The 14,093-nt window shown below is 62.2% G+C and carries 12 protein-coding genes and 1 pseudogene; 7 read left to right on the top strand and 6 right to left on the bottom strand.

Annotation, left to right across the window (positions count from 1 at the left end):
• Positions 1–34: 34 nt before the first annotated feature.
• Positions 35–649, bottom strand: coding sequence for a DNA-binding protein (locus tag K728_RS0108580; protein ID WP_237742114.1), 615 nt, complete (start codon positions 647–649; stop codon positions 35–37).
• 739 nt (positions 650–1,388) lie between these two features.
• Here K728_RS0108580 and K728_RS0108570 point away from each other — a divergent pair.
• Positions 1,389–1,889 carry a MaoC family dehydratase gene (locus K728_RS0108570; RefSeq protein WP_024476433.1) on the top strand — a complete coding sequence of 167 codons (501 nt, stop codon included), beginning with the start codon at positions 1,389–1,391 and terminating at the stop codon, positions 1,887–1,889.
• Between the two features lie 226 nt (positions 1,890–2,115).
• On the opposite strand, the pseudogene K728_RS0108565 reads toward K728_RS0108570, so the two are convergent.
• The 5 genes and pseudogenes from K728_RS0108565 to K728_RS0108545 all read right to left on the bottom strand — a co-directional run.
• A pseudogene (locus tag K728_RS0108565) lies at positions 2,116–2,391 on the bottom strand (recombinase family protein); the annotation flags it as partial.
• Positions 2,392–2,424: 33 nt separating this feature from the next.
• Positions 2,425–5,388 carry a Tn3 family transposase gene (locus K728_RS0108560; protein ID WP_015061698.1) on the bottom strand — a complete coding sequence of 988 codons (2,964 nt, stop codon included), beginning with the start codon at positions 5,386–5,388 and terminating at the stop codon, positions 2,425–2,427.
• Positions 5,389–5,466: 78 nt separating this feature from the next.
• Positions 5,467–6,039: a recombinase family protein gene (locus K728_RS0108555; protein ID WP_015061697.1), complete on the bottom strand. Its 573-nt coding sequence runs from the start codon at positions 6,037–6,039 to the stop codon at positions 5,467–5,469.
• Positions 6,040–6,584: 545 nt separating this feature from the next.
• Positions 6,585–6,803, bottom strand: a complete 219-nt coding sequence (locus K728_RS0108550; RefSeq protein ID WP_015061694.1) for a DUF378 domain-containing protein — start codon at positions 6,801–6,803, stop codon at positions 6,585–6,587.
• 22 nt (positions 6,804–6,825) lie between these two features.
• Positions 6,826–7,833 carry a DUF1259 domain-containing protein gene (locus K728_RS0108545; RefSeq protein ID WP_051317652.1) on the bottom strand — a complete coding sequence of 336 codons (1,008 nt, stop codon included), beginning with the start codon at positions 7,831–7,833 and terminating at the stop codon, positions 6,826–6,828.
• Positions 7,834–7,961: 128 nt separating this feature from the next.
• Here K728_RS0108545 and K728_RS0108540 point away from each other — a divergent pair, with 128 nt between their 5' ends.
• From K728_RS0108540 to K728_RS0108515, 6 genes are all read left to right on the top strand, one after another.
• Positions 7,962–8,462 (top strand): Chromate resistance protein ChrB, encoded by a 501-nt coding sequence (locus tag K728_RS0108540; protein ID WP_035747650.1) that lies wholly within the window; start codon positions 7,962–7,964, stop codon positions 8,460–8,462.
• Positions 8,459–8,890: a chromate resistance protein ChrB domain-containing protein gene (locus tag K728_RS0108535; RefSeq protein ID WP_024476429.1), complete on the top strand. Its 432-nt coding sequence runs from the start codon at positions 8,459–8,461 to the stop codon at positions 8,888–8,890. The genes K728_RS0108540 and K728_RS0108535 overlap by 4 nt, the downstream gene beginning before the upstream one ends.
• Positions 8,887–10,242 carry a chromate efflux transporter gene (gene chrA, locus K728_RS0108530; RefSeq protein WP_024476428.1) on the top strand — a complete coding sequence of 452 codons (1,356 nt, stop codon included), beginning with the start codon at positions 8,887–8,889 and terminating at the stop codon, positions 10,240–10,242. The genes K728_RS0108535 and chrA overlap by 4 nt, the downstream gene beginning before the upstream one ends.
• A gap of 41 nt (positions 10,243–10,283) precedes the next feature.
• The gene (locus K728_RS18935) at positions 10,284–11,777 is read left to right on the top strand and encodes a malate:quinone oxidoreductase (protein WP_035747643.1); all 1,494 of its coding nucleotides are present in this window, start codon (positions 10,284–10,286) and stop codon (positions 11,775–11,777) included.
• 212 nt (positions 11,778–11,989) lie between these two features.
• Positions 11,990–12,976, top strand: coding sequence for a YncE family protein (locus tag K728_RS0108520; RefSeq protein ID WP_156911245.1), 987 nt, complete (start codon positions 11,990–11,992; stop codon positions 12,974–12,976).
• Positions 12,977–13,107: 131 nt separating this feature from the next.
• Complete coding sequence (locus K728_RS0108515; RefSeq protein ID WP_024476390.1) at positions 13,108–14,082, top strand: IS481 family transposase; 975 nt, start codon at positions 13,108–13,110, stop codon at positions 14,080–14,082.
• The last annotated feature ends 11 nt before the right edge of the window (positions 14,083–14,093 follow it).

Genomic DNA, 14,093 nt, shown 5'->3' with positions numbered 1-14,093 from the left:
GAACCGGCCAGGACCTCACCATTTCAAGTCGGTGTTATGCCGGCGCTTCCTTGGGTCCTGGTGCAGGGTTTTCTGGGGATGCTGGGGTGGGGCTGATGCGTTGCAGCAGGGCTTCGTAGGCTTCCTGCAGCGTGGTGTTCCGGGTGTGAGCGCCAGCGAGCTCGGCGGTTGCTTCGGTTGCCTGCTGCTCAGCGGCCCGCTGGGCGGCCTTGGCGTCCTCTACTGCTGCCTGCACACCAATCAGTTGCTCCTCCAAACTGGCTATTCGGGTGCTGAACTCTTTGTCGGCGGTGTCCTTTTCTGCGGTGACTCGGTCCAGGTCGGCGACGAGTTCGGCGACTTCCACATTCCGATCCCGGGCCTCCTGCGCCCAGGCGGCTTCCACCACCGCGTGGCGCTCAGTAGCCAGGCTGGAGGCTTCGGTCCAACAGGCCCCAGCGAGCCGGGCGGCTTGCTCCAGCAACGTCGGCGGTGCCGCCGCCACGCTTTGGCCTGCGGCGAGTTTCTCCTCGGTCCATTCCTTCAGGTACCGGGTGGCATCGGCATTACTCACCCCGGCCGCGGCCCGCACCGTGGACACCGTCGGCCGCCGCTCAACACTAATGGTCTCCGCCGCCGCGTACACGCGATCCTTCACACTGGAACTCACACTCAACCCCTTCCTCACCAAAAACATCTCCGCGTCCAAACTTACAGTAGTAGGAGTAGTAGCGCTACTACTCCTACTACTACAGCAGGCGTGGATATCAGAAGGGCGGTTTGCTGGGTTCAGAAGGACCAGTGCCCCTCCCCTCGCCGCTGCCGGAGTGACCGCCTGCCGGGGTGGACCAAGGGTCGCTGTGCTGCCCGGTAGGTGAGCCGCTCCCCTGGTGTACCGGTCTGCCCGTACTCCCCTCGATTCTTACCCTCCTTGGCGTCACGGCAGCGGGGTCTTCAGCCAGCCTTGAGCGATGGCGCGGGTTCCCGCGATGGAAACGAGGCACGGAACTGTTCCGTGACCCACCACACCTGACCGGGCCGTCACAGCAACCGCCCCACCTTCATTGCCGGGCCCGGGCGGTGCTCAGCGGGGAGGATACCGGCAAGCCGGACGATCGATTCAAAGAGGCCCGGACCTTGCCGCTGTACGGGGCACGCCCACGGATGGTCCCGGCCCTGACCGGACTGGGTTGGTTTGGCTTGGCTTGTAGGCCCAGAAGTGTAATCATCATCGCCGGGTAGACGGTACTGCCGGCGCAGCATCCGAATCCTGATCACCGCATGAAAAGCGCACATTCGTCCTACTTTCAGCGGCTGTGGCCACTGAACCGCGTACATCAGGTGCATGCACTAAATTTGCGGGTATCTTCTCACGGTGAAAGGCGGGACAGGACATGGCAGGTGACGGAATGGCACCGGGGCTAGTGCCTTTGCATGATCGTTTCTTCGACGACTACGTACCCGGGTCGGTGGGAGTGTTTGGTGCCGAACCGGTCAGCGAGGCGGAGATACTGGATTTTGCTGACCGGTTCGACCCGCAGAGCATCCATACAAACGGCGTCGCTGCCGCCAACGGCCCGTTCAAGGGCCTGATTGCCAGCGGCTGGCACACAATGGCTCTCATGATGCGGATCCTGGTCCGGCATTACCTCAACGAGGCGGCAAGTCTGGCATCCCCCGGAGTTGACGAACTGCGCTGGCTCAAACCGGTACGCCCCAGGGATGTCCTCTCCCTCCAGTGCACCGTTCTGCAAGCACGACCTTCACAGAGCAAACCTGACCGCGGGCTCGTACACACAGCTATTGAAATCTTCAATCAAAACCAGGAAACAGTGGCGACCCTGACGATGATGAACCTTCTCCGCCGCCGCCCCAACCCGGTTCCAAACCCATCCATGGCTGGTCAGTGAGCCGTGCGGGTCGCGGTCTAAGGAGGACCGATACGGAAATCCACGTTCAACAGATTCCGGTACAAATGCCAGCTTCGGATGACGGAACCTTCGGTTCTCAGCGGTGCTGTCGCTAGCTCAGTCAACGGCGCACTGAACGGCTGAGAGCACGACAGCGAAGAGACCGGCGAGTTTTACTGCCGTGCATGCTCTCGCTGTCATCTGCCGAAACCGTCTACATAAAAGCTCAGGAGTGGTCTGCGCTGTCGAGGTTGGTCTTCGACAAACCCGTTTGCTCGGCTTTCAGATACTGATACAGGGTCTCGCGGCTGATTCCGAATTCTCGTGCGAGACTGGTTTTCTGCTCCCCGCCACTGACTCGCTCTCTTAGCTCAGCTGCCTGGACGGGTGAAAGCGATTTACTGCGGCCGCGGTAAGCCCCGCGTTGCTTCGCCAGGGTGATTCCTTCGCGTTGCCGTTCACCGATAAGTGCCCTCTCGAATTCGGCGAACGCACCCATCACGGGGCGGCTTGTGAAAAAGTGAAATATCCGACGCTAAGGTTTTGCGGAGCGTCGTAGTGCCCTGTATTTGCCGGGTTTGATGTGGTTGGCGCGGGGCCAGGTGTAGTCGCCGGTGAGGTTGATGTGTTCCCAGCCCAGGGGTGAGAGGAACCGCAGCAGGTCTGGGTCGATGTCACCGCCGTTGCTGGTCAGGGTGGCGGCGGAGCGGTCGAGGTAGACGGTGTTCCAGAGGACGATGGCGGCGGTGAGGAGGTTCAGTCCGCTGGCGCGGTAGCGCTGTTGCTCGAAGGAGCGGTCGCGGATTTCGCCGAGCCGGTTGAAGAATACTGCGCGGGCGAGGGTGTTCCGGGCTTCGCCTTTGTTTAGGCCGGCGGTGACTTTGCGGCGCAGGCCGGGGTCTTGGAGCCAGTCGAGCAGGAAGAGGGTTCGTTCTAGTCTGCCCAGTTCCCGTAGGGCGAGGGCGAGCCCGTTTTGGCGGGGGTAGGCGGCGAGTTTGCGCATCATCAGGGACGCGGTCACGGTGCCGGTTTTGATGGACGTGGCAAGGCGGAGGATCTCGTCCCAGTGCAGGGAAATCATTGTCGTGTTGATCGTTCCGCCGATCAGCGGCGCCAGGGCCGGGAGTCCTGGATTGTTGGTGGGTGTGTAGAGGCGGGTGTCGCCGATGTTGCGGATCCGTGGTGCGAACCGGTAGCCGAGCAGGTGCATGAGGGCGAAGAGGTGATCGGTGAATCCGGCCGTGTCGGTGTAGTGTTCCTGGATTTGCAGTTCGGACTCGTGATAGAGCAGCCCGTCCAGGACGTAGGTCGCGTCCCGGTCGCCAACGTTGATGAGGTTGCTGTGGAAGGGCGAGTACTGGTCCGAGACGTGCGTGTAGATCATCCGTCCCGGTTCGGCACCGTACTTGGGGTTCACATGGCCGGTGGATTCGGCTTTGCTGCCGGCTCGGAACCGCTGCCCGTCAGAAGAAGAGGTGGTTCCGTCGCCCCACTGTGCGGCGAACGGGTGACCGTGCTGGGTGTTCACCAGTTCCGCCAGAGCGGCACTGTATGTTTCGTCACGGATGTAGGAGGCTTGGTGGCGGTCCAGTTGGGCGTACGTTACGCCGGTGCAGGACTCGGCCATCTTGGTCAGTCCCAGATTGATTCCGTCAGCGAGGATGGCGGTGAGCAGGAGTTGCTTATCTTTGGAAGGCTGGCCGGATTTGAGGCTGGTGAAGTGTCGGGTGAAGCCGGTCCAGGTATCGACTTCCATCAGTAGGTCGGTAATCCGGATCCGCGGGAACATGGCGCTGGCCTGGTCGATCAGTGGTTGCGCCTGCGCGGGGACGATCGTCTCGAGCGGGGTGATTTTCACGCCCTTGTCGGTGACCAGCACGCCGGGGAGTTCATCACGGGATGCCAGCTGGTTGACTTCCTTCAGCCGCTCCTGAAGGAGGGCAAGCCTGTCCTGGAGGTAGTGGGCGCTTCCATCGGTCGTGATGAGAGGCAGCTTCCCGGCGTTCTTCTTGGCGGTGTAGTCAGCACCGGCAAGGAGGTAGTCATCGAAGTCGCGGAATTGACGCGATCCGGTGACCCACATGTCTCCCGAGCGCAGCGCATTCTTCAGTTCCGCGAGGGCGCAGAACTCGTAGAATCCCCTGTCCAGGCCGGCCTCAGTGAAGACCAGTGGTTTCCAACGTGGCCGGATGAACGAGATCGGCGCGTCGTCGGGGACCTTCCGTGCACTGGTGGTGTTCAGGGCGCGGATGACATTGATCGCTGCCAGCAGGTCCTGTGCCGCGGGTGCTGCATGGAGGTCAAGGACGGCAAGGAACGCCGGGGTGTAGCGGCGCAGCGTCGTGAAGTGGGTACTGACGAGCGCAAGAGGGTCCTCGAAGGCTGGTTTGGTCATTTCCTTGGCCTGGGCGATGCTTGCGGCCAGGGATTCCCAGCCGATGGCCGTTTCAATCGCGGCGAAGGGGTCTTCACCGTTTTCCTTGGCCTCAAAGAGGGCATCACCGAGCCTTGAGTGCATGCGCATCATGGTGGCGACGGTGGATCGGGACGCCAGGGTTTGCTGGTTTTGTTTGTTCTGCGCGGTCCGGATGAGCCGGCCAATGATCCTGTCGTGCAGATCGATGATTTCGTCGGTGACCGTTGCCATGCTTTCGGTGGCCATAGCGAAGAGAGTCGCGTACCGGCGTGCGGGTTCGAACTTGGCCAGATCCGCCGCGGTCATCGCTGCACCCTCCCGGGCGAGCTTCAGCAGCCTGTTCCGGTGCACCAGCCGACCCGCCGCCCAGGGAAGATCAAGGGCACGCCAGGTAGTGAGACGGTCGATGTGCTCACGCATCGCCCGCGCGTTGGGGCGCAACGGTGCCTGCCGCAGCCATCCAATTTCAGTCGATGAACTATCGGGACGACGCAGCAGCAACCCGTCCAGTCGTTTCCGGTGCTCGATGGAGAGGTGGCCGCAGAGCGTGGCGTAAATGTTCCGGTTCGCCCTGGTTAGGGCCTGCGCGCAAGCCCGTTCGAGGACGCTGATACCAGGCAGAGCGACCTTCCTTGCCCGCAGGAAGTCCCTCGCACTTTCAACCAGGAGCAGGCCCTTGTCGGTTTGAGCAGCCACGCCACCCACGTGCTCCACAAGCTCGCGGAACTCTGCAATGCCGAACGCAGACATGCCCAGATACGCGCGGATCTCCCGTCCGTGCTCCTGCCGCGTTTCCTCACGTGTTCCGTACTCACCCCACTCGGACGAAACGGCAATACGAGAGGCCAGCCAGGAAACCAGTTCAGGGGGCACTTCGGTGTCTTCGGCCAGCGCGATTCCCGGGTAACGCAGCAGAGCCAGTTGGACGGTGAAGCCCAGCCTGTTAGCTTCTCCGCGGCGTTGGCGGATCAACGACTTATCTGCATCACTGAGCGTGTAACGGGCGGCAAGGTCCTCTGTTCCAGTGGGTATTGCCAGGATCTGGCCGCGCTCGGCAGTCGTGAGCAAAGCACGTAGAGCCAACTCAGAATTCCTTATCTGCGAAACGGCCGCGCCTTACGGGCATGCTGCCGTTTCGCTGTGGCAGGCAAGGCCCGTCGTTCATGGTTTGGCGAGGTGCCGGTAGATGGTGGGCCGGGTGACGCCGAATTCCTGGGCGATGTGCTCGACGGTATGGGCACGTTTGCCGTCGGGCCCCTTTTCGTCATACATTTCCCGGGCCAGCCTGACCTGTCGGGGGCCGAGTTTTGGTTTCTGCCCGCCGGTCCGTCCCCGCGCACGGGCAGCGGCGAGGCCGTCACGGGTACGTTCGGACATCAGGGCGTGTTCGAACTCGGCGATCGAGCCGAGGATCTGGAAGAACATCCGACCGATGGCGGTGGACGTGTCGATGCCCTGGTCCAGGACGACCAGGTCAACACCACGCACCTGCAGCGTGTTGGATAAATCGATGAGGTTTTCCAGCGACCGGCCGAGCCGGTCGAGTTTGGTCACGACGAGCTGATCATCTTCCCGGTTGGCCGAGAGCAGCGCTTTGTCGAGTTCGGGTCTGCGGGCGAGTTTTCCGGAGGCTGTGTCAATGAAGATCTGCTCACAACCGGCCGCTGTCAGGGCGTCGTGCTGGGCTTCGGGGTGCTGGTCATGAGTTGAAACCCGTCCATATCCGATTCGCATCCCCAAAACGTATCAGTAACCGGGCTGGACGTTACATAGGAGGGTACACGCGAAGCATTACAAATGAGGCCCTGTGTTGTCCCACTTCTTCAAACTCGACTTGGAGTGTATTGCGAACGTTCGTTTTTCAGACATCGACGAGATGTCACTTTCCGAAGTCGACTGCACAGATTTCCGTAGCCCACTGCACTCGTTGCCTCAGGCGTCGCGGGCAAGCGATCAGTACAGGTGGATCAGTCGACATTGAGGCATCGGGTGTCCTCCGTCTTAGGTCTTAGGTGCCCAGCGGCAATCAGTTCGTTGGCAGTGACCAGCTGCTCGATGGTGACTGGCGCAGCAAGTAACTTGCCATCATTTGTTAGGTGCCGCCGACAATTCATCGAAGTTTCGCAGAATTTTGGGCCGGTCTTTCGGGTGGCCTCTGCGCCCGTCGATTGCAGCGCTGACACCGCATGCGGATCGCTCGGCCAGCGCAGCAATCGTGACCATCATCTTGAAATGGTCGGGCCTTTCAACGCCCGTGTAGGCAAAGGGCGGTTCCTTGGTCAGCGGCCAGGCTCTTTCGGACCCACGCCGAGGACTCGGACGATCCAGTAAAGACCGGCCGCAGCGATCAGCACAAAAACCACGTCATCTAATGGATCAGCGATGGGCTCCAGAACACGATCGAGGATATTGACGTCGGTGACGAACGCGCCCCAGGAGAGCGCCCCCACCAGCAAGAGCACGAAAGCAATCCAATCCAATGCGTTGCGCGGTTTCATAGATACTCCCTTCCTATACCGGTCAGCCGGCCGGCTTAACATCGTGGGCTTTGACCGCTTCGCTTAGCGCTTGCGCGAGCTGAACGGCGTCGTCATTGGCCCAGAAGTGCAGGTAGAACAACCGTGGTTCGTCTTCCAGAACGTGATTGTGCAACTCAACGATCTCGATCCCACCGGCGCGCAATGCTTGGATGACCGGCTGAACCTCTTCGTGCGTCATCGCGAAGTCACCGTTGATCGCTGCCTTGCCTCCGCCAGTGGGCTGGAAGTTGATGGCGGTGGTGACGCCCATCGCCGGTTCCAACACCCGGTCATCCATCGTTACTTCATCGGCACGGGCAAAGGAGAACTTGTAAATGCCACCGTCGTTGCGCCCCTCGGTGCCCAACGCTGCATCAATTCCGGCCGTGTCAAGGTCGATCCCAGGTTCCGCCGACGCAGCCGGTTCTGCCGGCGGCGTGGCGGTCTCGTCCAAAGCAGCACGCACACCAGTGGCCAACTGTGCAGCGTCCTCGTTGGTGCCGTGGAAGTGCACCCACCACACCTGCGGGCTGTGCTCCAGCAGGTGCTTGTGCACCGCCGTTTGGCCCAGCCCGTTGCGTTGCAGTGCATCGGTCACCTTCGGCAGTTCGTCCTCGGTGACCACCAGGTCGCCCATCACCATCGTGGTCCCATCAGGGTAGCGGCTGAACGCCGCGTACGACCCAAGCGCCAGCCCGGGCTCAATCGCCACACCCTCGGATATCACGTTCAGGTCGCGCCGGGGAAAAGTGACGCGGTAGACCGTCTCACCGGATAGCTTCCCTTCAGACTCGAGTGTGTCGGCGACGGCTTCCCAATCCGTCTCGGTCGTCAGCTCCGGGGGCGCTGCGGCGGCGACGGGCTGATCTGCTTGTTCGGAGTGGACGCCGCCGCTGGCAGTCGCCGCTGGCCCTGCGTCTTGGCTTGCTGTGCAGCCCGTCAACAGCACCATGCTGCTCGCCAGAGAAACAGCTACCCACTTCATTTCCCGCGTCTTGATAGTAACCATGGTTACACTCTAAAAATCCGCAATCTGCGTTTGTCAAAAAGACGAAGATCGATCTCCGGCCTCTGATCCATGACGGGATAGGACGCCTTGTTTTGCAGTGATGCTGTAACCGTGGTTACATGGTTTTCATGGTTGATAGTGTGCCTGCCCCGGGCGAGTGGGTGTTTCTGACGTACCGGTTACCGCGTGAGCCCTCGGCTCCGCGGCTGGCGTTGTGGCGCAAGTTCAAGCGGTTGGGTGTGGCGCAGCTGGCTGACGGGTTGGTGGCGCTTCCTGCCGATGTGCGCACTCAGGAGCATTTGGAGTGGGCAGCCGAAGAAATTGAGGAAGCTGGCGGAACAGCTGGAGTGTGGGTCGCACGACCCTTGACGCGAACGTTGGAGCGTTCAGTCATTGAGCCGATGAATGCGGCCCGGGCGGGTGAGTATGCCGACATTGCCAGGCAGGCTCAGTTAGCGCGTGATGCCCCTGAACCTGAACGGACGCGCGGCCTGCGGAGACTGCGGGCGCAGATGCGCCGGGTCGAACGCCGCGATTTTTTCCGCCCACCCCAGCGTGAGCAGGCCCGCCAGGCGCTCAAAGATCTCGCCGGGCAGGAAATGGTTGCTCCGATGGAGGTTTCATCGTGAGGTGGGCGACACGGACCGGGGTGCATATTGACCGTTCGGCGTGTGCGTGGCTGATTCTGCGCCACCTTGATCCGCAGGCGCAGTTCGTTTTCGTTTCCGGACCCGATGAGGTTCCCGGCGATGCCACTGCTTTCGATATGCGGGGAGTAGATCTTGGGCATCACGGCAGCGATTGCACGTTCGAGACGATCCTGCGTCGCTATGACCTGGCTGATCCGGTGCTGTGGCGCATCGCCGCGATCGTGCACGAGGCCGACCTGGAAGATGATCACTACGACGCCCCGGAGGCCGCCGGTTTCGACCTGATCCTGCGTGCGCTGGCGCTGGCGCACACCGATGAGGACGTCCTGTCCAAGACAACCCCAATCTTCGACGCCGTCTACGGTTACATTCGCCGCAGCGTCATCGCTGGAGGAACCCCCGCATGAGCGCCACACCCCGTATCCACGACATGGTGCCCCTGAGGGATGCCACCAAAGCGTGGTTCAAAATATCCCTACAAACCTTCGGCGGCCCCGCCGGGCAGATCGCGGTCATGCAACGCAGCCTGGTTGACGAGCACCGCTGGATCGGTGAACGCCGGTTCCTGCACGCCCTGTCCTACTGCATGCTGCTGCCGGGCCCTGAGGCCCAGCAACTGGCGGTCTACGTCGGTTGGCTGCTCAATGGTGTGCGGGGCGGGCTGATTGCCGGCGTGCTCTTCGTGCTACCCGGCGTAGTGGCTCTGCTGGCACTGTCCGCGGTGTACGTAACCTTCGGCGAAACCGCGCTGGTCTCTGCCCTGTTCGTCGGGCTGGCTGCAGCGGTATTGGCCATCGTGGCCCAGGCTGTCATCAAGGTCGCCAAACGGGCACTGCACCACCCCATCCTCGTGGCGATGGCCGTGGCAGCGTTCACTGCCCTGACCATCTTCGGTGTCCCGTTTCCGGTGGTCATCGCCGCAGCCGCGTTCACCGGATGGGCCCTAGGCCGGGCCCGCCCCGGCCTGATGGACACACCCGCCAAGAAGACCGTGGGCGCGGCTGAACCGTTGATTTCCGATGACGCCTTGCACCACGCTCAACCCTCCTGGAGGAGAGGCGCCCTGGTCCTGGGTCTCGGCATCCCTTTGTGGCTTGCACCGGTTGGGATCGCCTTCATCCTGACCGGCCCCCAAAGCATCTTCACTCAGCAGGGCTTGTTCTTCTCCGGGACCGCCCTAGTCACCTTCGGCGGAGCCTACGCCGTGCTGGCCTACGTGGCCCAGCAAGCCGTAGCCACCTACGGATGGTTGGCGCCAGGTGAGATGGTCCGTGGTCTCGCTCTTGCCGAGACCACACCCGGACCGCTGATCATGGTTGTGCAGTTCGTGGCCTTCCTCGGAGCCTTCCGTGATCCCGGCTCCCTCGACCCGTGGACAGCAGCCGTGCTGGCCTCGCTCCTGGTCACCTGGGTAACGTTCGTCCCCAGTTTCCTGTTCATCTTCCTCGGTGCACCCTACGTTGAACGTTTGCGCGGGAACCGCTCCCTATCGGCTGCTCTGACCGGGATCACCGCAGCCGTAGTCGGAGTGATAGCGAATCTGGGCGTGTACTTCGCCATCCATACCCTCTTCGCAGATTCAAGCTCCCTCAACTGGGGGCCCGTCAGCATGGAGATACCGGTGCTGGCGACCCTGCAGCCCTGGGCGCTGCTGCTAACGATCGCGGCAATGGTGATGATCTTCAAACTGCGCTGGAGCGTCCTGCGAACGCTTGGTGTCTGCGCCGCCGCGAGCCTGCCGCTGACACTCTTGCCCTAACTAACCGACCCCACACCATTCCAGACAACAGAGGGAGAACCTTGACCGCCCGAACCCATGCCGTTTATTCGCATAAAACTGCCGATGTTGTTCTCATTGGCGGCGGCATCATGAGTGCCACGTTGGGCTCCATCATCCGGCAACTGGAACCGGGCTGGGACATCTGCCTGTACGAGCGCCTGGACCGGGCAGGGATGGAAGCCTCGGATTCCTGGAACAACGCCGGCACTGGTCATTCCGCTCTCTGCGAGTTGAACTACAGTCCTGCTTCCGCGGACGGTTCGGTCGACCCCACCAAGGCCATCAAAATCAACGAGCAGTTCCAGGTCTCACGGCAGTTCTGGTCACACATGGTCGCTGCCGGCCACATCGGTGCGCCCCGCGCATTCATCAATCCGATCCCGCACATGAGCTTCGTCTGGGGCGACGGGCCGGCGGATTACCTGCACCGCCGCTATGAGGCTCTGAAGCCACAGCCGCTGTTCGAGACCATGGAACACACCGAAGACCACGCCACGCTGTCTCAATGGGCCCCGCTGGTGATGGGCGGCCGTGACCCGAAGCAGCGCGTTGCCGGATCCCGGGTGGAAAGCGGCACCGACATCGACTTCGGCTCCCTAACCCGTGAGCTGACCGGCTTTCTGGAGAAAAACGGCGTCGACCTCAACTTCGGCACGGATGTCACCAACGTCGCCCGGGGCAGTGATGGTCGCTGGGAAGTCTCGGTCAAGGATCGGGCGACCGACGAGGAAACGACCGTCCGGGCGCGTTTCGTCTTCATCGGCGCCGGCGGTGGTGCGCTGCACCTGCTGCAGCAGACCGGCATTCCCGAGGGCAAAGGTTTCGGCGGATTCCCGGTCGGCGGGCAGTTCCTACGCTGCGGCAATGAGGAAGTCGTCGACCAGCACAATGCGAAGGTCTACGGCCAGGCCTCCGTCGGGGCACCGCCAATGTCCGTTCCACACCTGGACACCCGGTTCGTCAACGGCAAGCGGTCCCTGCTCTTCGGTCCCTACGCCGGGTTCTCCACGAAGTTCCTCAAACGCGGTTCGCTGCTGGACCTTCCGTTGTCATTGCGACCCAGCAACCTGATTCCGATGCTCGCCGTCGGAAAAGACAACATGGACCTGACCAAGTACCTGATCACCGAGGTGCTCAAGCGCCGTGAGTCCAAGAACGAAGGCCTACGCGAGTACTACCCGGAAGCCAACGGCGACGCATGGGAGCTGATCACCGCCGGCCAGCGTGTGCAGGTCATCAAAAAGCACCCCAAGAAGGGCGGCATCCTGCAGTTCGGCACGGAAATGATCACCTCAGCGGATGGATCCATCGGTGCCTTGCTCGGGGCCTCCCCGGGAGCTTCCACCGCCGCACCGATCATGTTCGAAATGCTGGAACGTTGCTTCCCGCAGCAGACCGCCGCATGGCAGCCAAAGCTCAAGGAAATGATCCCCGGCTACGGCGTGAAGCTGAACGAGAATCCACAGCTGGCCCGCGAAATCATGTCCGAAACCGCCAAGGTCCTCCAGCTCTAAAAGGTGCGAGAGCACCTCACACTTGCCCTGAAAACAGCTGATGGCGGGCCGATATTTGGTGCCCTCTGCATTTCAGCAGGCAACCGTTGTGAGTTGCTGGCGGTTGTGAAACATCGGGTGCGGTTCGCGGGGCGGGGGTGGACGCGCGCATGTAACCACGGTTACCGATAACCTATGGGTGTATGTTCTGGTTCTGCAAAAGGGTGGTTGAGGTGCGGGTGATTCATCGGTGGCTGGTTGGGTCCACGGCGGTGGCGTTGATGGCTGGGCTGGCTGGTTGCAGTCCCAGTACCGCGCCTGATCCATCGGCGCAGGCGGTGGAATTGCCGGGGGCGGGCGAAGACATCGATTTCGATGACGTGGTGTATGCCGCCGACATGGGTTCGGTGCTGGTGCCGGCCCGCGAAGACGGTCTCTACCTCCTCGATCCGGAAACCGGGCAGGCCACCGATGTGGCGTCCTCCGGCACCGCGGACTCGGTGGACCCCGGGCAAGGAAGGATCTTTGTGCTGGACCGCAGCGGGCGGCAGATCCAGGTCCTCGACCCCGAGGGCCAGGTGATGTCCTCGGTCTCCACCGCGGCCGGAGCGGACTACGTGCGCTACGCCGCGGCCACCAAGGAGCTGTGGGTCAGTGAACCCTCTCGGGAAGGCATCGAGATCTTCGCTGTGGGCGAGGACCTCGAGACGGCCCCCCGCCAGGTCGGTTTCGTGCCCGTGTCTGGCGGGACCGAGGGTCTCACCCTGACCTCCGACGGGGCCACGGCCTACACCCACGCCGGGAACGAAGTCGTCAAGATCGACGTCAAAGCGCGGACTGTCGCCGCGCGCTGGGCCAGTGGTTGCGAGGCGACCCATGGATTCCCGCGGGTCGATGAGGGCGACGGTCTCCTGCTGGCTAGTTGTGCAGAAAACGGCAAGGTCACGCTGCTGGATGTGAACGACGGCCACGTGATCGATGAGTACGAGGTCGGCGGTGGGGAATCCCTGCCGGCGTATTCTCCCGGCCCAGACCACTTCTACGTCCGCAGCGACCCCGGCACCACGATCGCCACCTTGGCGGCCTCACCCCAGGGCCTGGAACTCATCCGAGAGGTTCAGGTTCCCGAGGTTGGTCACTGCCTGGGTGCTGACGAGGAGGGCCACTACTGGACCTGTGACGCCGGCACCGGGCAGATGCTGCTCTTCGAAGACCGGTGAGCTCACCGGAGCACCGTAACAACGTTCCTGCCCTCCTAGGTGTACTGAGTCGGGACGTTGGTTACACCTGAATGGGTGAAGACCTCTTAGGTTGGTGGTTACCACACGCAGCCAACGACTAAGAGGTCTTCATGATCCACCGTAATGCCCGCCTGACCCCGACCGGTAGAGAGATCCTCGTTGAACGCGTCCTCTCCGGCCGCCCGATTGCCCATGTGGCCAAAGAGATGGGGATATCCAGGACCTGCGCACACCGGTGGATAGGCCGGTACCGTGCTCACGGCCAGGTAGGTCTTCAGGACCGCAGCTCCAGACCAAAGTCATGCCCGCACGCGACCCCAGCGAATGTGGTGAGTAAGGTTCTGACCCAGCGCGTGGAGCACCGCGAAGGCCCAATTGGCCTGGCTTTGCGTTGCGGTATTAGCGCCCGGACAGTCTCCCGGATTTTGGCCCGTGCTGGCATGCCGCGCCTGTGGGACCTGGATCCGGTGACCGGGGTACGAATCCGGGCTTCCCGAGCCACTGATCGCCGTTACGAGCGGGACGCACCGGGGGACATGATCCACGTCGATGTCAAGAAACTCGGGCGCATTCCCGACGGAGGCGGGTGGCGGGCTGATCCTTCCCAGAGCCCGGCAAATCACCGCGCATCGAATCAGAAGGTGGGCTTTGACTACATCCACGTCGCCGTCGATGACTACACCCGCTTCGCCTACGCCGAGGTCTTGTCAGACGAGAAGGGGCCCACGTGCGCCGGTTTCCTTACCCGGGCGGCAGCGGTAATGGCAGCCCACGGGGCACCGGTCAAACGTGTCATGACTGACAACGCCTTCGCTTACCGGACCTCCCGCGATTTCCAAAAGGCACTCGCTGCCCTGGATGCCAAACACATCCTGATCAAACCCCGCCACCCCTGGCAAAACGGCAAAGCAGAACGCTTCAACCGCACCCTCCAAGAAGGCTGGGCCTACCGCCACCCCTTCACATCCAACCAAGCCCGCACCGAAGCGCTGCAACCATGGCTAAACTTCTACAACCACCACCGCCCCCACGGCAGCCTCGGAGGCAAACCACCCATCAGCAGGTGCAACCAACCTACTGACTGAGTACACCTAGG

This window comes from Arthrobacter sp. CAL618 (assembly GCF_000468215.1).
Taxonomy (GTDB): domain Bacteria; phylum Actinomycetota; class Actinomycetes; order Actinomycetales; family Micrococcaceae; genus Arthrobacter_D.
Note: the sequence above shows the minus strand (reverse complement) of the source record. Positions and strands in the feature narration are given on the sequence as shown.

Excerpts from the sequence above, each read along its gene's own strand:
- K728_RS0108570 (WP_024476433.1), top strand. The coding sequence starts at position 1,389 with ATGGCACCGGGGCTAGTGCCTTTGCATGATCGTTTCTTCGACGACTAC.
- K728_RS0108555 (WP_015061697.1), bottom strand. The coding sequence starts at position 6,039 with ATGCGAATCGGATATGGACGGGTTTCAACTCATGACCAGCACCCCGAA.
- K728_RS0108550 (WP_015061694.1), bottom strand. The coding sequence starts at position 6,803 with ATGAAACCGCGCAACGCATTGGATTGGATTGCTTTCGTGCTCTTGCTG.
- K728_RS0108545 (WP_051317652.1), bottom strand. The coding sequence starts at position 7,833 with ATGGTTACTATCAAGACGCGGGAAATGAAGTGGGTAGCTGTTTCTCTG.
- K728_RS0108540 (WP_035747650.1), top strand. The coding sequence starts at position 7,962 with ATGGTTGATAGTGTGCCTGCCCCGGGCGAGTGGGTGTTTCTGACGTAC.
- chrA (WP_024476428.1), top strand. The coding sequence starts at position 8,887 with ATGAGCGCCACACCCCGTATCCACGACATGGTGCCCCTGAGGGATGCC.
- K728_RS0108515 (WP_024476390.1), top strand. The coding sequence starts at position 13,108 with ATGATCCACCGTAATGCCCGCCTGACCCCGACCGGTAGAGAGATCCTC.